The 21745-nt window shown below is 54.6% G+C and carries 19 protein-coding genes, 1 tRNA gene and 1 other RNA gene; 8 read left to right on the top strand and 13 right to left on the bottom strand.

Annotation, left to right across the window (positions count from 1 at the left end):
• Positions 1–39 precede the first annotated feature (39 nt).
• The 10 genes from dppF to N1249_RS00950 form a co-directional block, all read right to left on the bottom strand.
• A complete protein-coding gene (gene dppF, locus N1249_RS00995) occupies positions 40–1053 on the bottom strand; it encodes a dipeptide ABC transporter ATP-binding subunit DppF (RefSeq protein ID WP_259833853.1) in 1014 nt (337 codons plus the stop codon).
• Positions 1050–2033, bottom strand: coding sequence for a dipeptide ABC transporter ATP-binding protein (dppD, locus tag N1249_RS00990; RefSeq protein WP_014068445.1), 984 nt, complete (start codon positions 2031–2033; stop codon positions 1050–1052). Before dppD ends, dppF begins: the two co-directional genes overlap by 4 nt.
• Positions 2034–2043: 10 nt before the next feature.
• The gene (gene dppC, locus N1249_RS00985) at positions 2044–2946 is read right to left on the bottom strand and encodes a dipeptide ABC transporter permease DppC (RefSeq protein ID WP_259833849.1); all 903 of its coding nucleotides are present in this window, start codon (positions 2944–2946) and stop codon (positions 2044–2046) included.
• 9 nt (positions 2947–2955) lie between these two features.
• On the bottom strand, positions 2956–3975 hold the full coding sequence (dppB, locus tag N1249_RS00980) for a dipeptide ABC transporter permease DppB (protein WP_014068443.1): 1020 nt from the start codon (positions 3973–3975) through the stop codon (positions 2956–2958).
• 177 nt (positions 3976–4152) lie between these two features.
• Complete coding sequence (gene dppA, locus N1249_RS00975) at positions 4153–5760, bottom strand: dipeptide ABC transporter periplasmic-binding protein DppA (RefSeq protein WP_014068442.1); 1608 nt, start codon at positions 5758–5760, stop codon at positions 4153–4155.
• A 620-nt stretch (positions 5761–6380) separates the two neighbouring features.
• A non-coding RNA gene (locus tag N1249_RS00970) (RtT sRNA) lies at positions 6381–6512 on the bottom strand.
• 33 nt (positions 6513–6545) lie between these two features.
• Positions 6546–6622: transfer RNA gene (locus N1249_RS00965), tRNA-Pro, on the bottom strand.
• A gap of 91 nt (positions 6623–6713) precedes the next feature.
• Positions 6714–8405 (bottom strand): kdo(2)-lipid A phosphoethanolamine 7''-transferase, encoded by a 1692-nt coding sequence (eptB, locus tag N1249_RS00960; RefSeq protein WP_259833844.1) that lies wholly within the window; start codon positions 8403–8405, stop codon positions 6714–6716.
• A gap of 262 nt (positions 8406–8667) precedes the next feature.
• Positions 8668–9870 (bottom strand): MFS transporter, encoded by a 1203-nt coding sequence (locus tag N1249_RS00955; RefSeq protein ID WP_259833842.1) that lies wholly within the window; start codon positions 9868–9870, stop codon positions 8668–8670.
• A gap of 238 nt (positions 9871–10108) precedes the next feature.
• Entirely contained in the window at positions 10109–10813 is a 705-nt protein-coding gene (locus N1249_RS00950; RefSeq protein ID WP_259833840.1) for an autotransporter domain-containing protein, read from the bottom strand.
• A gap of 160 nt (positions 10814–10973) precedes the next feature.
• Here N1249_RS00950 and tag point away from each other — a divergent pair, with 160 nt between their 5' ends.
• Positions 10974–11555 carry a DNA-3-methyladenine glycosylase I gene (tag, locus tag N1249_RS00945; protein WP_259833839.1) on the top strand — a complete coding sequence of 194 codons (582 nt, stop codon included), beginning with the start codon at positions 10974–10976 and terminating at the stop codon, positions 11553–11555.
• Complete coding sequence (locus tag N1249_RS00940; protein WP_259833837.1) at positions 11533–11979, top strand: N-acetyltransferase; 447 nt, start codon at positions 11533–11535, stop codon at positions 11977–11979. The genes tag and N1249_RS00940 overlap by 23 nt, the downstream gene beginning before the upstream one ends.
• On the opposite strand, the gene N1249_RS00935 is transcribed toward N1249_RS00940, so the two are convergent.
• Positions 11942–14221 (bottom strand): molybdopterin guanine dinucleotide-containing S/N-oxide reductase, encoded by a 2280-nt coding sequence (locus N1249_RS00935; RefSeq protein ID WP_259838283.1) that lies wholly within the window; start codon positions 14219–14221, stop codon positions 11942–11944. The genes N1249_RS00940 and N1249_RS00935 overlap by 38 nt on opposite strands.
• Positions 14222–14433: 212 nt before the next feature.
• Between N1249_RS00935 and N1249_RS00930 the strand changes: the two genes are divergently transcribed.
• The 6 genes from N1249_RS00930 (at position 14434) to ghrB (ending at position 20451) form a co-directional block, all read left to right on the top strand.
• Positions 14434–15096 carry an OmpA family lipoprotein gene (locus N1249_RS00930; protein WP_259833835.1) on the top strand — a complete coding sequence of 221 codons (663 nt, stop codon included), beginning with the start codon at positions 14434–14436 and terminating at the stop codon, positions 15094–15096.
• Positions 15097–15237: 141 nt separating this feature from the next.
• Complete coding sequence (locus N1249_RS00925; RefSeq protein WP_259833833.1) at positions 15238–16254, top strand: LacI family DNA-binding transcriptional regulator; 1017 nt, start codon at positions 15238–15240, stop codon at positions 16252–16254.
• A 103-nt stretch (positions 16255–16357) separates the two neighbouring features.
• Positions 16358–17107: a sugar phosphate isomerase/epimerase gene (locus N1249_RS00920; protein WP_259833831.1), complete on the top strand. Its 750-nt coding sequence runs from the start codon at positions 16358–16360 to the stop codon at positions 17105–17107.
• Between the two features lie 3 nt (positions 17108–17110).
• Entirely contained in the window at positions 17111–18049 is a 939-nt protein-coding gene (locus N1249_RS00915) for a sugar kinase (RefSeq protein WP_259833830.1), read from the top strand.
• Between the two features lie 119 nt (positions 18050–18168).
• Positions 18169–19449, top strand: coding sequence for an MFS transporter (locus N1249_RS00910; protein WP_259833829.1), 1281 nt, complete (start codon positions 18169–18171; stop codon positions 19447–19449).
• A 27-nt stretch (positions 19450–19476) separates the two neighbouring features.
• Positions 19477–20451 carry a glyoxylate/hydroxypyruvate reductase GhrB gene (gene ghrB, locus N1249_RS00905; RefSeq protein ID WP_259833828.1) on the top strand — a complete coding sequence of 325 codons (975 nt, stop codon included), beginning with the start codon at positions 19477–19479 and terminating at the stop codon, positions 20449–20451.
• Between the two features lie 58 nt (positions 20452–20509).
• Here ghrB and cspA read toward each other — a convergent pair whose 3' ends face one another.
• Both cspA and N1249_RS00895 read right to left on the bottom strand, forming a co-directional pair.
• Positions 20510–20722 carry an RNA chaperone/antiterminator CspA gene (gene cspA / locus N1249_RS00900; RefSeq protein WP_003860775.1) on the bottom strand — a complete coding sequence of 71 codons (213 nt, stop codon included), beginning with the start codon at positions 20720–20722 and terminating at the stop codon, positions 20510–20512.
• A gap of 245 nt (positions 20723–20967) precedes the next feature.
• Positions 20968–21678, bottom strand: a complete 711-nt coding sequence (locus tag N1249_RS00895; RefSeq protein WP_014068425.1) for a DUF3053 domain-containing protein — start codon at positions 21676–21678, stop codon at positions 20968–20970.
• Between the last annotated feature and the right edge of the window lie 67 nt (positions 21679–21745).

Raw genomic sequence — 21745 nt, 5'->3', positions numbered from 1 at the left:
AAAAAAACCGGCGATAATCGCCGGTTTTTTGTTTTTGCATTACGCGTGCGGCTTTTCGCCGTTTTCATCCTGGTCGACGGCAAAGCACGCCACCAGTTGACCACCGTAGTCTTTCAGCTGCGGCTGCAACTGTGTGCAAGGGCCGAAGCGACGACGACAACGGGCGTTGAATGCACATCCCGGAGGCGGGTTCAGCGGGCTTGGCAGCTCGCCGGTCAGCTTAATACGTTCGCGGCGGTCGTCAGGGTTCAGACGCGGTGTGGCGGACAACAGCGCCTGAGTATACGGATGACGAGGGTTATTAAAGATCTGATCTTTCGTCCCCTTCTCGACACACCGCCCCAGATACATCACCATCACTTCATCCGCAATATGCTCAACAACGGACAGGTCATGCGAAATAAACACGTACGACAGCCCCAGCTCCTGCTGTAAGTCCATCATCAGGTTAAGCACCTGGGCGCGAACGGAAACGTCGAGGGCCGATACTGGTTCATCGGCAATCACCACATCCGGGTCCAGCATCAGACCACGGGCGATAGCGATACGCTGACGCTGGCCGCCAGAGAACATGTGCGGGTAACGATCGTAGTGCTCGGTTTTAAGCCCGACTTTCGCCATCATCGCCAGCGCTTTTTCACGACGCTGTTCTTTGCTCAGGCTGGTGTTAATCAGCAGAGGCTCTTCAAGGATCTGCCCCACTTTCTTACGCGGGTTCAGCGAACCGTACGGGTTCTGGAACACAATCTGGATTTTCTGGCGACGCAGCTTCTGCGCCTGCGGATCGTGCTTGAGCAGATCCTGGCCCTGATAGTAAAGCTCACCACCGGTAGGCGTTTCGATCATCGTCAGCAAGCGGCCCAGCGTGGATTTCCCGCAGCCGGACTCACCCACCACCGCCAGCGTTTTACCACGCTCCAGGGTGAACGATACGCCATCAAGCGCTTTTACCAGGCGCTCAGGTGCGAACAGCCCCTTCTTCACCGGGTAGTGTTTTTTCAGGTCGATGGCCTGCAACAGCAGTTGTTGCGTGGCGGCCTGTTGCGTACTCATAGTGTTGGCCTCCCGGCATCATCGAGTGGGTAGTGACATTTGGACTGACGGCCGTCACCCAGCAAGGCAAGTTCTGGCTCCTCGGTGCGGCATTTGTCCGTTGCGTACGGGCAGCGCGGGTTCAGCAGGCAGCCCTGCGGACGGTCATATTTGCCTGGAACAACACCCGGCAATGACGCCAGACGCGCTTTGTCCTGCGCAAACTCCGGCAGCGCACGCAGCAGAGCCTGCGTATATGGATGACGTGGCGCACGGAAGATGTCGTTCGCCGCGCCCGTTTCCACAACCTGCCCGGCATACATCACAATAATTTTGTGTGCCGCTTCAGCCACCAGCGCCAGGTCATGAGTGATCAATACCAGCGCCATGTTCTCTTTCTGCTGCAACTCCAGCAGCAGTTCGATGATTTGTGCCTGGATGGTCACGTCCAGCGCCGTTGTCGGTTCATCGGCAATCAGCAGTTTTGGTCGACAGGCAATGGCCATCGCAATCATAACGCGCTGGCTCATACCGCCGGAAAGCTGGTGCGGATACACGTCCAGACGTGAACCCGGATCGGGGATCCCCACCTGAGTTAACAGGTCGATGGCACGCTGACGACGGGTTTTCTTGTTACCACCCTGATGTACCTTAATCGCTTCCATAATCTGGAAACCGACGGTGTAGCATGGGTTAAGGCTGGTCATCGGGTCCTGGAAGATCATCGCCACTTCAGCACCGACCAGCTGGCGGCGCTGCTTCTCAGAAATGCGCTTCAGATCCTGCCCGTTAAACTCCAGGCTTTCGGCCATCACGCGGCCCGGATAGTCAATCAACCCCATAATTGCCAGCGAGCTGACCGATTTACCGGAACCTGACTCCCCTACAATGCCGACCACTTCGCCCTGATTTACGCTGTAGCTGATACGGTCCACGGCGCGAAACGGTGTGCCTTCGTCGCCGAAGTGCACCGATAATTTATCTACATTTAATAACGCCATCTCGTGCCTCTTACTGCTTCAGTTTGGGATCAAGTGCATCACGCAGACCATCACCCATCAGGTTAAATGCCAGCACCGTCAGCAGAATCGCCAGACCCGGGAAGGTGACGACCCACCAGGCGCTTTGTGCGAACTGCAACACGTCGGAGAGCATAGTGCCCCACTCCGGTGTAGGCGGCTGCGCACCCATGCCAAGGAAGCCAAGAGCGGCCATATCGAGAATGGCGTTAGAGAAACCGAGCGACGCCTGAACAATCAGCGGCGCAAGGCAGTTCGGGAAAATATTAACGAACATCTGACGCATTGCGCCGGCGCCCGCGACGCGAGAAGCGGTAACGTAGTCGCGATGCACTTCCACCAGCACCGCCGCGCGCGTTAATCGCACGTAGTGAGGCAGTGCCACAAATGTCAGCGCAAGCGCTGCGTTACCTATCGACGGGCCGAATATCGCAACCAGAACCAGTGCCAGAAGCAGGCTTGGCAGCGCCAGCATGATGTCGACAATGCGCATGATGATGTTATCAACGATACCGCCGAAGTAGCCTGCGATCAGACCCAGAACGATACCCATGATCAGCGACAGCACCACCACCAGGCAGCCTACCAGCAGCGACAGGCGTGCGCCGTACATCAGACGCGACAGCACATCGCGGCCCACGTCGTCAGTGCCCAGCAGGTGCGCCAGGCTACCGCCATCCTGCCAGGCAGGAGGAGCAAGCAGCGCATCACGGAACTGATCCGCCGGGTTATACGGTGCAAGCACGTTCGCAAACACCGCAATCAGGATCATGATGGATACATAGACCAGCCCCACCACTGCGCCTTTATTGCGTTTGAAGTAGTGCCAGAACTCCTGCAACGGTGTCATTGGAACCGGTGCAGCGACAACTTTGTTTTCAGAAACCTGTGACATGATGGCCCCTTACTTCTTATGACGAATACGCGGGTTCACCACGCCGTACAGCAAATCGACCAGCAGGTTGACGAGGATAATCATCGTCGCAACCAGCAGCACACCGCCCTGCACCACCGGATAGTCACGGCGTTGCAGCGCATCAATCAGCCAGCGTCCAAGTCCCGGCCAGGAGAAGATGGTCTCGGTCAGGATCGCCCCTGCCAGCAACGTCCCGACCTGCAAACCGATAACGGTAACGACCGGCAGCATTGCGTTACGCAGCGCATGAACGATGATGACGCGCATCCGGGTCAGGCCTTTCGCGCGGGCAGTACGGATGTAGTCCTCGCCCAGCACTTCCAGCATCGATGAGCGGGTCATACGCACGATAACCGCCAGAGGAATGGTGCCCAGCACCATTGCAGGCAGGATCATGTGGGCCACTGCATCGATAAAGTTACCTGGTTCACCCCAGATGGCCGTATCGATCAGCATAAAGCCGGTCAACGGGTTGGAGTCATCAAGGAAGACCATATCGCTGACACGCCCGGAAACCGGCGTCAGGTTCCACTGCACCGACACCAGCATAATCAGCATCATGCCCCACCAGAAGATAGGCATGGAGTAGCCGGTCAGCGCCAGACCAACAGCGGTATGATCGAAAATAGAACCACGCTTAACGGCAGCCAGTACACCGACGGGAATACCCACCGCAGTGGCAAAAATCATGGCGCAGACACCAAGTTCCAGCGTCGCTTTAAAACGCGGCACGAACTCGTCCCACACCGGAAGACGGCTTTTCAGCGAAATACCTAAGTCACCGTGCAACACACCCCAGATATAGTTGAGGTATTGCTGCCACAGCGGCTTGTTCAGACCAAGCTCAGCCAGCAACTGGGCATGGCGTTCAGGGGAAATACCACGCTCGCCCGCCATAATCATTACCGGGTCGCCGGGGATCATATGAACGAAGGCAAAAGTGAGAAGAGTGATACCGATAAACGTGGGGATAACAAGTCCCAGACGTCGGAGGATGAACTGCAACATAACCCGGATTCTCTCTGATGACGCACGGCAAAAAGCGTGACGTCTGTATTGCTCACAAATCTTATTCCCTCCCCTTTCAGAGAGGGAATAAAGCACTGCTGCCGGGTGGCACTACGCTTACCCGGCCTACATACCGTAGGCCAGTGCAGGCGCAGCGCCGCCTGGCGTTGCTTTTAATTATTCAACAGATACGTTTTCGAAGTGGTGTTTGCCCAGTGGATCAACCACGTAGCCTTTCACTTCTTTACGCACTGGCTCGTACACGGTGGAGTGAGCAACAATCAGAGCCGGAGCCTGATCGTGCATAACAACCTGAGCTTGTTTGTACAGTTCAATACGTTTGTTGTGATCGTCGGTCGCACGCGCCGGCTGAATCAGGTCTTCAAACGGCTTGTAGCACCAGCGAGAGTAGTTGGAACCGTCTTTCGCCGCAGCGCAGCTGAACAGGGTTGCGAAGAAGTTGTCTGGATCCCCATTGTCGCCGGTCCAGCCCATCATCACAGCCTGATGCTCACCCGCTTTGGCGCGTTTCAGATACTCGCCCCACTCGTAGGTCACAATCTTGGCCTGAACGCCGATCTTAGCCCAGTCAGCCTGAACCATTTCAGCCATACGGCGTGCGTTCGGGTTGTACGGACGCTGTACTGGCATCGCCCACAGCTCAACGGTAAAGCCTTTATCCTGGCCTGCTTCTTTCAGCAGCGCTTTCGCTTTCTCAGGATCGTAGGTGTAGTCTTTAACGTCGTCGTTGTAGCCCCACATTGTTGGTGGGATCAGGTTCTTAGCGGCAACGCCTGCACCCTGATAAACCGCTTTGATGATCGCTTCTTTGTTCACTGCGTAAGTCAGCGCCTGACGTACTTTCACGTCATCAAACGGTTTTTTCTCGGTGTTGAAGGAGAGATAGCCCACGTTCAGGCCAGCCTGCTCCAGCAGGTTGATGTTTTTATCCTGCTTCATACGCGCGATATCAGCCGGGTTCGGGTATGGCATAACCTGGCACTCGTTTTTCTGCAGTTTTGCGTAACGCACAGAGGCGTCAGGGGTGATGGAGAACACCAGACGGTCGATCTGAGGTTTAGTACCCCAGTAGCCCGGGAACGCTTTATACAGAATGCGAGAATCTTTCTGGTATTGCAGCAGCTGGAATGGGCCAGTACCGATTGGATCCAGGTCTACTTTCTCCGGGGTGCCCGCTTTCAGCATGTTGTCCGCGTATTCTTTAGACAGAATAGACGCGAAGTCCATTGCCAGGTCAGCCAGGAATGGTGCTTCCGGGCGGGTCAGCACGAACTGAACGGTTTTATCGTCAACTTTTTTCACTTCAGAGATCAGATCCGGCAGACCCATCCCTTCGAAGTATTCATAGCTGCCGCCAGACACTTTGTGGTACGGGTTCTGAGCGTTTTTCTGACGATCGAAAGAGAACACAACGTCATCGGCGTTAAAGTCGCGCGTTGGTTTGAATTCTTTGCTGTCCTGCCACTTCACGCCCTGGCGTAAATGGAAGGTATAGGTTTTGCCGTCTTCGCTGACTTCCCACTTCTCAGCCAGACCCGGAATAACTTCCGTAGTCCCGGTTTTGAATTCAACCAGACGGTTATAGATTGGTACGGAGCTTGCGTCGTACGTTGTACCAGAGGTAAAGAGCTGTGGGTTAAAGCCTTCCGGCGAGCCTTCAGAACAGTAAACCAGGGTTTTTGCCTGTACGCTTGCTGCGACGGTGAGAGCCACCAGGCTCAGACCAAGCTTCAGCATCCCTGACTTCTTCAAGGAAATACTCATTATTCTGCTCCAATGTGATGTTTTGCTTTGTTGTGTTACGCCGCCTGACCTTTATTTATTTTTTACCCGGTCCGGTCGGTGATGCCCGAAGGCGTTAAAGGGATGGAGAATCCTTTCAGAAGAGCCTTTGAGTTGCAGCGCAGATCCTCCCTGAAATGCCCCTCGTGCCCTACAATCTGTCAACAGAATGTGAAAACGTCAATACAGGTGACGGGGATTTACGCTGAGTGTGAGAAACCGCAAACAAAGATTAAAAAAACTTTAGAAGCCAGTTTTCAGCAGGGAAATTTATGCTACTCGCTATGTTGCAGCACAAATATCTTCATATTCTGCAACATCCAGTGATTAACTTTTATTCAGATTGGGTAAATTTTCTTGCAGAATGGTGATTATCTGAGCACTAAATTCCGCGAACGTTAAAACGCACAGCGAAAAATGCTGAGGTTATCCATAAGCAACGCGAAAAAAGATCAATCTATATATAAAAAAATACAATGGATTATGTCACAAAATCGTTAACAGGCAGGTTGAAGCAGGGATAAGGGGCGTTTTAGACAATCGGGATGAATAACCCGCTAATGCAAAAAGGGCTAACCTTGTGGTTAGCCCTTTTCAGAATGTGGTCGGCGAGAGAGGATGACTCGCCACTGCGTGGCTCGCCCTTCGGGCCGTTGCTAAAGCAACGTTCTCTCGCTTCGCGAGAGTCGAACCTCCTTCCCCGGAGATTCTCATCCTCATAAGCTTCAGATGCAAAAAACCCTGCTCTAAGAGCAGGGTTTCGAATGTGGTCGGCGAGAGAGGATTCGAACCTCCGACCCACTGGTCCCAAACCAGTTGCGCTACCAAGCTGCGCTACTCGCCGAATGCGGAGCGCATCTTACTGCTGAGGTACGCCCCCGTCAATCCCCTAAATTAAAAAAGCCATTCAACTGGCGAGAAACTCGCCAGAGGAGCTATTGTGCGGCTTTTGCGGTGCTATCGGGGAGTTTACACCAGTTGTTATTTTCGTTGATGCCACCGTCAGGTGAGGTATACCCCAGGCAGCCCAAAATGGTGTCGTACAGCTCAACGTGACGACGCGGCACCTTCATTTCCGCCTCTGTTTTCAGATGCGCAAACATCTTCGCTTTCTCCGGGTCTTCCAGATACTTATCAGACATCCACACCATCATTGGTACGCGGAACTGCTCCGGTGGTGCCATCTTGCGCGGCGTACCGTGCAGGTGCTCAAACTCATTGATGGATTCACCATGGTCAGCGGCATAGAACACAATCGCTTTCTTATCACGCACCTGGTCAATCACGCTATCAATAAAGTGGTCAACGTAGGACACCGAGTTATCGAAGGAGTTAATCAACTGCTCTTTGGTACAGTCTTTATCCACCCCGACACACTCTGGGGTCCACTTCGCAAAGCTACGCGGATAGCGCTGGGTGTAGTTAAAGTGCGAGCCTTTGGTATGCAGAATAATCATGTGCTTACCATCAGGATTGCCGTTCAGCGAGTTTTTCATCTCGTCGATCAGCAGCATGTCATCGACATTCTTGCCACGGTTACGCGGCTCTGCGCCAATCTGCTCACGGTAGGCAATGTTCTGCGCCATCGTGTTGCTGTAGAACCACATCTCGCTTTGCATCGCATAAAGATCGGACGAGAACCCTAGCTGGCGAAGCACCGAGAAAACGTTCTGTTCCTTGAGCGTACGCTGCGGGTTATCGCTTGCCCCGCCCTCACGCACGAACATGCAGCGCAGGGAGAGCTTTGTCGCCGTATCGCAAGAGTAGCCACGATAGGCAACCAGGTTTTTCTCCTGAGCCAGTTTTGGCGTGGTATTGCGGTCATAGCCGAGGATGCCCATGTGATCCCAGCGGGTCGTTTCACCGATAATAAAGACAACATAGGTGTCATCAATATCTTTCGGGGCCACGTAAGAGAACTTCTTCGCCGGGTTCATCAGCGATTTGTTATCGGAGGATTCATCCACCTGAGCCCAGGCATACAACCCCAGCGCAGAGATCCAGTTAGAAGGCAGATAAGAGTTCGCGACAACGCCGCCGTAGCTTGGCATATCCACGCCAGAGGTACGCTCGTCATACTTCTGCTTCACTTCCAGCAGGCGAATCGGCCCCCAGACCATCAACCCAGCCAGCAGCACCAGCGCGACGCTACGGATACGCTGCCCCGGTGTGCGAATTTGGTGTATTAAGGTGTAGCGGCAGCGGTTGCTCCAGATAAGCAGCAGCGGCAATGCACTGACCGCCAGCAGCCAGAGCACAAAGTGCAGGCCAACCACTTCTTTCGACAGGTCGATATCCGTGGTCATGACCGAGGCAATAATGCCGTAGCCAATCACCACATTCATAAAGGTCATGTAATAGCTGGCACCCGCCGAACACAACACGACAAATGATGCCAGTACCCGCCACACGCGTCGCCCAAACAGTGAGAGCACGCGCAGCAAACAAAACGTAGCCAGTACAGCAGCGACCAATTCAACAACCGCTGCAATTCCTTTCCAGGCGGTAAAATCCTGCGCGTAGCCGTCAAACCGACGGAAAAACACTGCGCCATTCATAAACAGGCCGATGTACAACGCCAGCAAAAAGCTCAGCTTTTGTTGCGCCATCGATTTAATGTATTTCATGCAAGCTACCCGGAAAAAGGGACAGTAACGCCGTCCACCTTTGTACTAAATGTGAACAGATTAAATATTCGCTCAGGGAATCGTTATAAGAAACGTCTACAAGCGTGGTCAGTAGACCACAGGGAAAGGAAAAAGTGGCAGCAGAGAATGTGATCGGAACAGTTATTTACAAAAAATCAAATACGAATGCAGACAATTTTGTCTAAGTCTCCGTTTTACAGGCAATAAAAAGGCCGGAACGCCGGCCTTTTTATCTTATGCATTATGCATGTGCTTCGGTAAATACTTCGCGCTGCGGCTGACGGATCGTTGTCGACAGTGCCAGCGAAATAATCAGTAATGCGAATATGACGCAGAAGGTCACATAGAAGCCGCCAAACAGTGAGGCAATCAGCGAGCCGCAAATGCTGCCGATACCAAAACCTAAGTAAATCACACCGTAGTTTTTCGCCAGGTTATTCAGGCCAAAGAATTCACTCACCAGTGACGGGAATACGGTGATGGTGCCGCCAAAGTTGAAGGCGACGCAGGCAATCGCGGCAAAGAACGTCGCTTCATTCAGTGGCGCAAAGAGCAGCGCTGCCATCCCCACCAGCGATACCACCTGACCAATGGTGATCACGCGGATACGGGCAATTTTATCGGACAGAATACCCAGCACCAGGCGGCCGGACAGGTTAGCGATAGAGATAACGGTTACCGCGTTAGCGGCGGTGAGCGCATCGAGTTTCACCATCCCCTGAGCAATATCTTTCGCCACGCCAATCACGTACAGACCACTCATGCAGGCCGTCAGGAACATGACTGCCAGCATCCAATACTGTGGTTTACGCATGGACTGCGCCAGGGTGAAGTCATTTTCCATCACCCCATTGACGGATTTCACTTCCTGCTGAGGCGCATCTTTCATCAGCGTCGCCCCGAACAGGATCATCACCAGCACGATAACGCCCCAGATCATGAAGGTCTTCTCAAGACCCACGGAGGCCAGAAGATGCGAATCGATAAATTTGAAGCCGAGGCTGCCCAGGCCATAAGACCCGATAGCAAAGGCGGAGATTAACCCCTTGCGTTCCGGGAACCATTTCACACAGTTTGACAGCGTCAGCAGATAACCCGCACCGTCTGCCAGCCCCACCAGCACGCCGGCGCTCAGCCACAGCATCATCAGGTTGCTGGAGTGTGCCGTCAGGAAAAAACCCACACCCAACAAAACACCGGACGCCATGGTGACACGCTTAACACCAAAACGTTCCTGCAACTTACCCGCCACCGAGGAGGAAAGCGCCAGGCCAAGACTCAATAAACCAAAGGAAAACGCCACCTGGCTCACCGGCGCGCCGAGCTTATCGGAAAGTGCGCTGTTAAACAGGCTCCAGGTATAGACCGAACCTAGCGCAAACTGAGTCACGATGGTGCCAAATAAGGTCAGCCAGCGAGTGCGGTTGTATGTTGATGTGTTCATGGCAGTTGTCCTGCAAGAGAAATTAAGGGAATTCGCTGAGGACAACGATAAACAAAACCTTAAAACATCTGGGGGAAAACGGCATGAAATGCAGGAGAGACGGAATGAAATGCCTGGATTCAGGAATGAATGACCTTGCCGGGGTCAGGAGCGAAAGTGTGTTAGTGCATACTATCGCTGCAACCCCGACCATTATTGTGCCAAAGATGTTATCGCATCGTTGAAAAAAGTTACAACCCTAGAATTTTGCACTCACACCCAGGGTATACAAAAAGTCTTCGCCGGCGGTGGTGTTATCCGCCTGAGATAAAGAGGCATACGCTGCCATATGCGGGTTAAGCAGTACATCGGCACCGACCGTCACATCCACCCAGTTACCGTACTGCATCGGCGCGGGCGACTGGGACATGCCAAACTGCGATTTCCACTGATTTTCACCAAACTGCTGGTTATAGCTAATCTTTGCCCAGGGGCGCAGTTCGCCATATTGCGTATCCACTCGCCAGCCCAGCGAGCTGACGCTGGCGTGCCAGAGCGGGTCGGTCAGTGATTGCGTTGTGGCGCTATCACCAAACTCGTTGTACATGTTTGGAGCCGAACCATCATAACGCCATGCCAGGACGGGTCCGGTGGTGATATGGCTGGTGACAGGGAAATTCCACCCAAGGCTCATCGAGCCGGGAAGTTCAGACGTCGAGTCAGACGGCAGAGTCAGGGCGAGCCCGGGCGCATTCTGCGACGTCTTAATACGCTCTGCGAGAATATCTTCATAACGCGGTTGGTGATCGGCGTCCCATGTATAGCGTTCCGCCGTATTGCTTTGTGTATCTGAAACGATATATTCCTGTTGCCAGGCCAAAGCAGTGTTACAGGAAAATAAACAGACTGAGACACCTGCCAGGCCCAAAACTGCATGGCAGCCACTGATTTTTTTTATCATCATCAAAGCGACTCCAGACAGAGCCGAATTCGGCGATATTTATCATTGTTTAGGAAGAGGTATCAGGGCTTAGCCCTGTATTAACTATTGTCTCTTTAGCAGACACGTCAAGCCTGAAAGATTGAAATTTTTGCGATTTCAGTATCAATAAGGGAGATAACCTATGCAACGTTGCGGCTGGGTAAGCCAGGATCAGCTCTATATCGACTATCACGATCAGGAATGGGGTGTGCCGGAAAAAGACGGCAAAAAACTCTTTGAGATGATCTGTCTGGAAGGTCAGCAGGCCGGTCTTTCCTGGATAACCGTTCTGAAGAAGCGTGAAAACTACCGCGCAGCCTTCCATCAGTTTGATCCCGTTAAGGTCGCGGCAATGACCGACGAGGATGTAGAAAGGCTGGTTCTGGACGCCGGTATTATCCGTCATCGCGGCAAAATACAGGCCATCATCGGTAACGCGCGGGCGTTCCTGGCCATGGCGCAAAACGGCGAGCCGTTCTCAGATTTTGTCTGGTCATTTGTGGACAACACCCCAAAAGTGACGCTGGCCGCAACGCTCGCGGAGATCCCCACCTCAACCCCCGCTTCAGATGCGCTGTCTAAGGCGCTGAAGAAAAGAGGGTTTAAATTTGTGGGCACCACTATCTGTTATTCCTTTATGCAGGCCTGTGGGCTGGTGAACGACCATATTACAGGCTGCATCTGTCACCCTGGGGGCGTTGATGATCCGCAAATGGCAAAGTGAAAATGCAGATCCGTTACTGAGCTTATGGCTTGAAAGTACCACCGAGGCGCATCCGTTTATCGACCCGGGCTACTGGAAAGAGAATGAAATTCTGGTGCGTGACGTCTATCTTCCGTCGGCAGAAACCTGGGTCTGGGAAGAAGACGGACGCCCGTGCGGATTCATTAGCGTGATGCAGACGCAGTTTGTCGGCGCGCTGTTTGTCGCACCGGCATTCATCGGGAAAGGTATCGGGCGCGCGCTGCTGAACTATGTTCAGCAGCGCTACCCGCATTTAAGCCTTGAGGTGTATCAGAAAAACGTCCGGGCGGTGAATTTCTACCATTCCCAGGGCTTTCGCATCGAAGACAGCGCCTGGCAGGATGACACTCAACACCCGACGTGGATCATGAGCTGGCAGGCGGATCAAACGCCGTTAGTGTAAGTTCAGGCCCCTGGTATTTCTCGACCCATGCCAGCGCCGTGTTTCCGGCACACCCATTCCCCAGCTTTGAGCTGGGGAGATCTTTGGTCAGCACGTTGACGGCCCCATTTTTACAGATACCGCCTTCGGTCAGCTCAAGGTCTGGCCATGCCCCCTGGTGGATACAGATAACGCCAGGCCTGATCCCGTCACTCACCACAGCGCCCGCCAGCACTTGCCCGCGCTGGTTCCAGACACGCACCACATCGCCATCCACAATCCCGCGCGCCTGCGCATCGTCTTTATGCAACGTGATCGGCTCGCGTCCTGCTACGGCGTATTGTTCACGCAGCGAGGTATAGTTAAGCTGACTGTGTAAGCGGTGCGCCGGGTGAGCAGACAGAATCTGAAGCTGCTGCGGCTGCGCGTTTCCGTGCCATTCGTCTGGCTCAAGCCATGCAGGATGCGGCGGACAGTCGGCGTAATTAAAACTGGCGATCCGCTGGCTGTAGATTTCAATTTTCCCGCTCTCGGTTTTCAGCGGATGATTTTGCGGATCGCGGCGGAAATCGGCAAAACGGACAAATTGCGCATTCTGCTCGCTCTCCGGCATTTCGAAAATGTCATTCGCTTCCCAAAACTGGGCAAACGGAGGCAATGTGACGCCCTGCGCAGCGCCACGCTGAGCGGCTATCTGGTAGAACGTTTCCAGCCATTCCAGATCGGTTTTACCCTCGGTGAAGCGCTCGCGTCCCCCCTCTTCCCAGAGCTCGCTCAGTTCGGCAAAGACATCCAGGTCATCGCGCGCTTCATCACGCGGCGCCACAACACGCTTCATCGGCACCATATGCTGATTACTGTAATCGCCGGTCATGGTGAGGTCGTTACGTTCAAACGAGGTCGTGGCAGGCAGAACGATATCTGCGTGCCTGGCGGCGGCAGTCCAGAAGCATTCTGAAATCACCACCAGCTCCGGTTTCTGCCAGGCGCGGATCAGACGGTTGGTATCCTGATGATGGGTAAAGTTCGCACCGCCCGCCCACCAGACAAAGCGAATATCCGGGAAATGCCGGTCCATGCCGTTGTGCTGATAGAACCCGCCAGGGTTTTCCAGTGCCTCAACAATGCGCGCCACCGGGATTTTATCCACCGCATCAGTGCCGTTGTGAACGGTCCCTTGCATGGACCCCAGCACAGCGGCTTTACGCGTAGGGTTTCCGCCGTTCGCGAAGTGATAAGAGAGGCCAAAACCCCCGCCCGGCGTACCAATCTGGCCAAGCATTGCAGCGAGTGTCACCAGCATCCAGTGTTTTTGCTCACCGTATTGCTGGCGCTGCATCCCCCAGCCGGACATTAGCATGGTGGCATTTTCGTGGAACAACGCCGCCAGCTCGCGGATTTTCTCTGCACTTACACCGCAGATCTCTGCCGCCCATTCAGCCGTTTTAGCGATCCCGTCGGTTTTGCCAGTCAGGTACTCCGCAAATTTGTCGTAACCGGTGGTATACCGCGCCAGAAACGCCTCATCCTGCCAGCCGTGTTCCACCAGCGTATGCGCGATACCCAGCATCATCGCCACATCGGTTCCCATGTGCGGGGCAATCCATTCGGCGCTGTCACCCATGAAATCCATGGTTTCAGAGCGCATCGGATCGATGCAAATAATGCGTTTGCCGCTTTTACGCAGCGCATCAAAGTAAGGAATACCCTGTTCGTCAGTGGCATTCCACGCAATCTTGAGCGTATTGAGCGGGTTAGCACTCCACAGCACCACCACATCGGTGTGTTCCAGCACCAGCGGCCAGCTGGTCTGCTGCTGGTAAACTTCGTTTCCACCCACCACGTACGGCATGATGGCCTGCGCCGCGCCGGTCGAATAATCCCCCAGATGCCCGGTATAACCCCCGGCCAGGCTCATATAACGCTGGAGAAGCGTGGCGGCTTTGTGCAGTACCCCGTTTGAACGCCAGCCATAAGAGCCCGCAAAAATGGACGATGGACCATAGCTCTCGCGGATACGTTTATGCTGCGCGTGGATCAGCGCGAGCGCATCGTCCCAGCTCACGCGTACAAACTCATCCTGCCCGCGGATACCTTGCGGTTTATCCGGTGACATCAAAAAACCTCTGCGGACCATCGGCCAGCGCACGCGGGTTTTACTGTGTACCTGATCGCGAACGACTGTCTGAAGCGAGTTCGGATGTTGCGAAGGCAGTGCCCCGCGGGATGACAAGACGTTTTCGCCATCGGTTTCGACCAGCATCGGGCCCCAGTGGGCGGCGGTCAGAATCGTTTTTGTTGAGGTGCTCAAGCGTGCGCTCCTGGTTGCGTGCAGGTTTTACGGCCTTCTTATTGAGGCTGTTTATGGTTTGACACAAATTTCAGAGTAATACCCGGAATTTTCTCCGTATCTGGACGTCATAATCAACCGCCACGCTCGTCGTGGCAAAGAATAAAAAGGATTAAGGAAATAAGATGAAAAAACGCGTACTCGTAATTGCTGCTCTGGTGAGCGGCGCAATGGCTGTTTCAGGCTGCACAACAAACCCTTATACCGGTGAGAGCGAAGCAGGAAAAGCGGGCATCGGCGCAGGTCTCGGTTCGCTGGTAGGCGCGGGCATTGGCGCACTCTCCTCTTCCAAGAAAGATCGCGGCAAAGGCGCACTGATTGGCGCAGCGGCCGGTGCAGCACTGGGCGGCGGCGCGGGTTACTACATGGATGTGCAGGAATCAAAACTGCGCGAGAAAATGAAGGGAACCGGCGTGAGCGTGACGCGTAATGGCGACAACATCATCCTCAACATGCCAAACAACGTGACCTTTGACTCCAACAGCTCAACGCTGAAGCCAGCAGGTGCAAACACCCTGACCGGCGTGGCGATGGTGCTGAAAGAGTACAACAAGACAGCCGTGAACGTGTTCGGCTTTACCGACAACACGGGCAGCCTGGATCTCAACAACCGTCTGTCGCAGCAGCGTGCCGATGCCGTATCCAGCTCGCTGATTACCCAGGGCGTTGAGGCTAACCGTATCAGTAGCAAGGGAATGGGCCCTGCTAATCCTATCGCCAGCAACAGCACCGCGGAAGGCAAAGCGCAAAACCGTCGCGTAGAGATCACCCTGAGTCCTGTGCAGTAATCATTGCGCCGGGTGGCGGCTTCGCCTTACCCGGCCTACGTTCGATATGTAGGCCCGGTAAGCGCAGCGCCACCGGGCAAATCACTTGATTCGTCAGATTTTCCCGCTAAGGTGTTCTCACTCAATTCAGGGAAATCAACGATGAGCAAATCAGCACGGGCCACCATCAGCGACGTAGCCAAAGCCGCCAAAACCGGTAAAACCAGTATTTCACGCTATCTCAACGGCGAGAAACATCTGTTGTCTGACGCCCTGCTGGCACGTATTGAACAAGCTATTGCCGACCTGGATTATCGCCCAAGCCTGATGGCTCGCGGCCTGAAGCATGGCCGTACGCGTCTTATTGGGCTTATCATCGCCGACATCACCAACCCCTACTCCGTAAATGTGTTAAGTGGGATTGAAGCGGCCTGCCGTGAAAAAGGGTTCACCCCGCTGGTGTGTAACACCAATAACGAGGTCGACCAGGAGCTGCACTACCTCGATCTGCTGCGCAGTTACCAGGTGGAAGGGATTGTGGTGAATGCCGTGGGAATGCGCGAAGAAGGCCTGAATCGCCTGCAACAATCCTCCCTGCCGATGGTGCTTATCGACAGAAAAATCCCGGAATTCGCCTGCGATGTCGTCGGCCTGGATAACACTCAGGCAGCTACCACCGCAACCGAACATCTCATCGAACAGGGCTTTGAGGCTATCCTGTTTCTGAGCGAACCGCTGGGTACGGTCAATACCCGCCGCGATCGGCTGGCGGCATTCCGCGTGACCATGGCACGCTACCCGGGCGTGATTGCCGAGAATGCCGAAACCCCGCTGCATGAAGCCGACCAGATCGACAACATCCTGCGCCAGTTCCACACCCGCCATCGCGGGATGCGAAAAGCCGTAATTTCCGCCAACGGCGCGCTGACGCTGCAAGTTGCCCGCTCGCTTAAACGTATCGGCCTGCACTGGGGCAGCGATATTGGCCTGCTGGGGTTCGATGAGCTGGAGTGGGCCGAGCTGGCCGGCGTGGGCATTACCACACTCAAGCAACCCACGTGGCAAATCGGTTATGCCGCGGTTGAGCAGGTGGTGCGCCGTATTGAAGGCGTCAGCGATGCTATTCACGAGCAGGTCTTCTCCGGTGAACTGATCGTTCGGGGCTCAACCGCCCGTTAATTTCCCCTTCGTGATGCCGATCATAAATTCAACATCCTGCCCTTTCCTTTGGAACCGGTTCCATCTAGCGTAATACTATCGAGTGATGTAACGGAGTCAGGCAATGGGCAGGAAAATAATGGTGGTCACCGCCGCATACGGTGCGGATCAGGTGCGACAGGCAGGTGGCCAACGGGCAATGCTTCCGGTGATTGCCGCCGCAGGTGCCGATGGCGTTGAGATCCGCCGTGAGCTGTTCAGCAGCGAAGAGTTACTGGCGCTGCCCGCACTGGGCGAGTCCATTGAGCTGCAGGGTTTACTGGCCTGTTATTCTGCGCCAGCCCCCCTGTTTACGCCTGACGGAACCCTCAATCCCGACCTTTCGCGATACCTGGCCGAAGCCACCACGCTCAATGCTCTGTGGCTGAAAGTCTCTCTGGGTCACTTCCGCGATAAGCAGCCGCTTGAGGAGCTGCGTACATTGCTGAACGAAAGCGGCATGGCGCTGGTGGTCGAAAACGATCAGACCGACTGCGGCCAGCTTGCGCCGATGCAGCGCTTCAAGGCAGCCTGCCGGGTGTTGTCGCTGCCCGTAACGCTGACATTTGATATGGGCAACTGGCTGTGGGTGGGTGATTCACCGGAAGAAGCCGCCCGCCATCTGGCGCCTGCCGTGAGTTATATCCACGTCAAAGCCGCCGTCCCACATCATCAGCAGTTCCGCGCCATTGCGCCGGACCACGCCGACGCACGCTGGCTGGAATTGCTTGATCAGCTGCCATCTGACGCACCACGCGGGATCGAGTTTCCGCTGGAAGGGCCGGACCTGGCTGCCGTCACCCGTCATTACGTTAATCTGCTGCGCGAGGAGTAAATCATGCACAAGACGCTGGATGTGATCACCATCGGCGAGGCCATGGCAATGTTCGTAGCCACGCAAACGGGCGAGCTTAGCGCGGTAGAGCACTTTTTCAAACGCGTGGCAGGGGCGGAGCTGAACGTCGCGACCGGCCTGGCGCGCCTGGGGCTGAACGTCGGCTGGGTAAGCCGCGTGGGCGATGACAGTTTTGGCCATTTCGTTCTGGATACGCTGAAAAAAGAGGGTATTGATGCCGCGGGTGTCACCCTTGATGCGCGCTTCGCGACCGGTTTTCAGCTGAAATCTAAAGTTGAAAATGGAACCGATCCCATTGTGGAATATTTCCGCAAAGGCTCGGCGGCGAGCCATCTGTCGGTTAACGACTATCACGCCCACTATTTCTCCTCCGCACGCCATCTGCACCTGAGCGGCGTGGCGGCAGCGCTCTCCGCCAGCTCTTATGAACTGCTGGATCACGCAGCTGCGGCCATGAAAGCGCAAGGGAAAACGATCTCTTTCGATCCTAACCTGCGCCCGGTGCTTTGGAAAAGTGAAGCCGAAATGGTTGAAAAGCTTAACCATCTGGCTTTCCAGGCCGACTGGGTATTGCCGGGTGTGAAAGAGGGGATCATCCTCACCGGCCAAAAGACGCCGGAAGGGATCGCTGATTTTTACCTGAACAAAGGGGTAAAAGCCGTGGTGCTGAAAACCGGTGCCGACGGTGCCTGGTTTAAAACCGCCGAGGGTGAACAAGGCGCAGTTGCCGCGGTAAAAGTCGACAACGTAGTCGACACCGTTGGGGCTGGCGACGGGTTTGCTGTGGGGGTGATTAGCGCCCTGCTGGAAGGCAAAACGCTGCACCAGGCCGTATCGCGCGGCAACAAAATTGGATCGCTGGCCATCCAGGTGCAGGGTGACAGCGAAGGATTACCGACACGAGCGCAGCTCGGTTCCTGAATTCCCTCTCCCACCGGGAAGAGGGCCAGGGTGAAGGCAACAAGCCACACCACACAAAACAAACCACCGTGTACCCTACATACAACGGCGGTACAAACCTCAACAACAGAGGCAAGCCTATGAACAGTTCGACCAATGCAGCAAAACGCTGGTGGTACATCATGCCAATCGTGTTTATCACGTACAGCCTGGCGTATCTTGATCGTGCAAACTTCAGTTTCGCGTCCGCCGCGGGCATCACTGAAGACCTGGGGATCACCAAAGGTATCTCTTCCCTGTTAGGTGCCCTTTTCTTCCTCGGCTATTTCTTCTTCCAGATCCCTGGCGCTATCTACGCCGAACGTCGCAGTGTTCGTAAGCTAATCTTTATCTGCCTGATCCTCTGGGGCGGCTGCGCTTCACTGACCGGCGTGGTGAACAATATTCCTGCCCTGGCCGCCATTCGCTTTATTCTTGGTGTGGTCGAAGCGGCAGTAATGCCAGCGATGCTTATCTACATCAGCAACTGGTTCACTAAATCTGAGCGCTCCCGCGCCAACACCTTTCTGATCCTCGGCAACCCGGTCACGGTACTCTGGATGTCGGTAGTGTCTGGCTACCTGATCCAGTCATTCGGCTGGCGCGAGATGTTTATCATCGAAGGGGTTCCGGCTGTCATCTGGGCATTTTGCTGGTGGGTGCTGGTAAAAGACAAACCTTCGCAGGCGAAATGGCTCTCTGAAGATGAAAAAGCAGCTTTGCAGGCGCAGCTGGATAAAGAGCAACAGGGCCTGAAAGCGGTACGTAACTACGGTGAAGCCTTCCGTTCCCGCAACGTCATTTTGCTGTGTGCGCAGTACTTTACCTGGAGCATTGGCGTGTACGGTTTCGTGCTGTGGCTGCCATCGATTATCCGCAGCGGCGGCGAAAACCTCGGCATGGTGGAAGTGGGCTGGCTGTCATCCGTGCCTTATCTGGCGGCAACCATTGCCATGATTGTCGCTTCCTGGGCCTCGGACAAACTGCAAAATCGTAAACTGTTTGTCTGGCCGCTGCTGCTGATTGCTGCTTTTGCCTTTATCGGCTCCTGGGCCGTGGGCGCCAACCATTTCTGGGCTTCTTACACCCTGCTGGTCATCGCTGGTGCAGCGATGTATGCCCCGTATGGACCGTTCTTCGCCATCATCCCGGAGATGCTGCCGCGTAACGTGGCAGGCGGCGCGATGGCGCTTATCAACAGCATGGGTGCACTGGGCTCGTTCTGCGGCTCCTGGTTTGTGGGCTACCTGAACGGCGCGACCGGCAGCCCGTCAGCCTCGTACATATTTATGGGGGTAGCACTTTTCGCCTCAGTGTGGCTTACTTTGATTGTTAAGCCTGCTAATAATCAACAGCTTCCCGTCGGCGCACGTCACGCCTGACCCCCTTTAAAATCAACGGAGATTAGCATGAAGCCGTCCGTCATTTTGTATAAAGCACTGCCTGAAGATCTGCAAAAGCGCCTGGAAGAACACTTCACCGTGACTCAGGTGAAGAACCTTAGCCCGGACACCGTCGCGCAGCACGCTGATGCGTTCGCAAGCGCTGAAGGCCTGCTGGGTTCAAGCGAGAAAGTGGATGTCACATTGCTGGAGAAAATGCCGAAGCTTCGTGCTACCTCTACGATTTCTGTAGGGTATGACAACTTCGACGTCGAGGCCCTGAACACCCGCAAAGTTCTGCTGATGCATACCCCGTATGCCCTGACAGAAACCGTGGCCGACACGCTGATGGCGCTGGTGCTCAGCACCGCCCGCCGGGTGGTGGAAGTGGCCGAACGCGTGAAAGCGGGTGAATGGACAAAGAGCATTGGCCCGGACTGGTTCGGTGTGGATGTTCACGGCAAAACGCTGGGGATTGTCGGCATGGGCCGTATTGGTATGGCACTGGCGCAACGTGCGCATTTCGGCTTTAACATGCCGGTGCTGTACAACGCGCGTCGCCATCACACTGAAGCTGAAGAGCGCTTTAACGCGCGCTATTGCGAGCTGGATACCTTGCTTCAGGAAGCCGATTACGTCTGCCTGATCCTGCCGCTGTCGGAAGAAACGCATCATCTGATAGGCAAAGCAGAGTTCGCGAAAATGAAGAAATCAGCCATCTTCATCAATGCGGGTCGCGGCCCGGTGGTGGACGAAAAGGCGCTGATTGAAGCACTGCAAAACGGCGAGATCCACGCCGCGGGTCTGGATGTGTTTGAGCAAGAGCCGCTGCCGGTCAGTTCACCGCTGCTGACATTGCCAAACGTGGTCGCCCTGCCTCACATTGGCTCGGCAACTCACGAAACCCGCTACAACATGGCGGCCACCGCAGTGGACAACCTTATCGCCGCGCTGGGTGGAAGGGTTGAGAAAAACTGCGTTAACCCGCAGGTACAACAGTAGAAACGAAAAAACCCGCCAGAAGGCGGGTTTTTAAATTCTTTGCTACTGGGTTGGAAGCTTACAGGCTTACAACGTTACCAGCTGCTGGGCCTTTAGCGCCGCTTTCGATGGTGAAGGAAACTTTCTGACCTTCGTCCAGAGATTTGTAGCCATCGTTCTGGATAGCAGAGAAGTGTACGAACACATCTTTAGAGCCATCATCAGGAGTGATGAAACCGAAACCTTTATCAGCGTTGAACCATTTTACCAGACCAGTCATTTTAGCAGACATAGAAATTACCTTATTAACAAATATATTGTGCCTTCCGGCGCGATGGGTTGCGTTACAGATTTTTAAGCGATGAAGGAAGGGTCACAACGAAGGGTATCTATGGATAACAATCTGGACTGCTTTACTAAACTGCTTTAGGTCTGTGTAACAAACCGACGGCACAGTTATACCTATGTGGTACATGAATGACAAGCGTTATTTTCATCACCCATAAAAAAACCCCGCAGCTCGCGGGGTTTTTTGTCTTATTCAGTGGCTGTCACTGCCGAGCTCCACGCCTGACTAAAGGCCTGGTGCTGGGACGCCAGCGGCCCTATCAGCGCGTTATACTGGCTGGCCTGCTGAGAGGTCGGGAACTGGATACCGTTAGAGACAAAGCTCACCTGGGTCCCCTGCTGGGAGATGTAATCTCCAACCTGTACCAGCTGCTGAGTGAAGATCTGCGCCGCCGGGATCAGCGGTTGCATAGCGTCAGCGGGCTTAGTCACCACTTTCTCGTAAACCTTGTCAAAGACAGGTTTAAGATCGTCGCCTTGCTTCAGCGCAGAGTGGGAAGCATCGGCCTGCATTTTTGCATTCTGCAATTGCTGGCTCAGCACACCCAGAGCACCATTAGACTGGCGCAGCGGTTCACGCTGGGTCATATAATCCTGCGGTACACGGATGGCGTTAACGCTATCCAGCACGGGACGAAGACCAGAGTCCATCGCCTGGCTCACCTGCTGTGAATAACCATAAAGAATGGCGTAATCGGACACGAAAGGACCGAACTGTTTTTTCTGATCCGCAGTCAGCGTTGGTAAACGTTCGCCACTGCGCATCACCGTATTCTGGAGAAAATCGATAAACGCTTTGCGCTGATCGCCTTCTTTATCAAAACACCCACTCAGGCTAACTACCATCAATAACGCCGCAACAGGCGCAAACCAGCGAGAGCAGGACTTTCCTGTCGCCATTTTAATACTCCTTTCACCCAAAAAAGCGCACACCGGCACACGCGTGCCCGACGCTGACAAGGATAGT

Origin of the sequence: Enterobacter sp. CP102, assembly GCF_025152625.1 — a bacterium.
Classification (GTDB): Bacteria; Pseudomonadota; Gammaproteobacteria; order Enterobacterales; family Enterobacteriaceae; genus Enterobacter; species Enterobacter soli.
The sequence above is the reverse complement of the archived record's forward strand: the minus strand, read 5'-3'. Positions and strand labels throughout refer to the sequence as shown.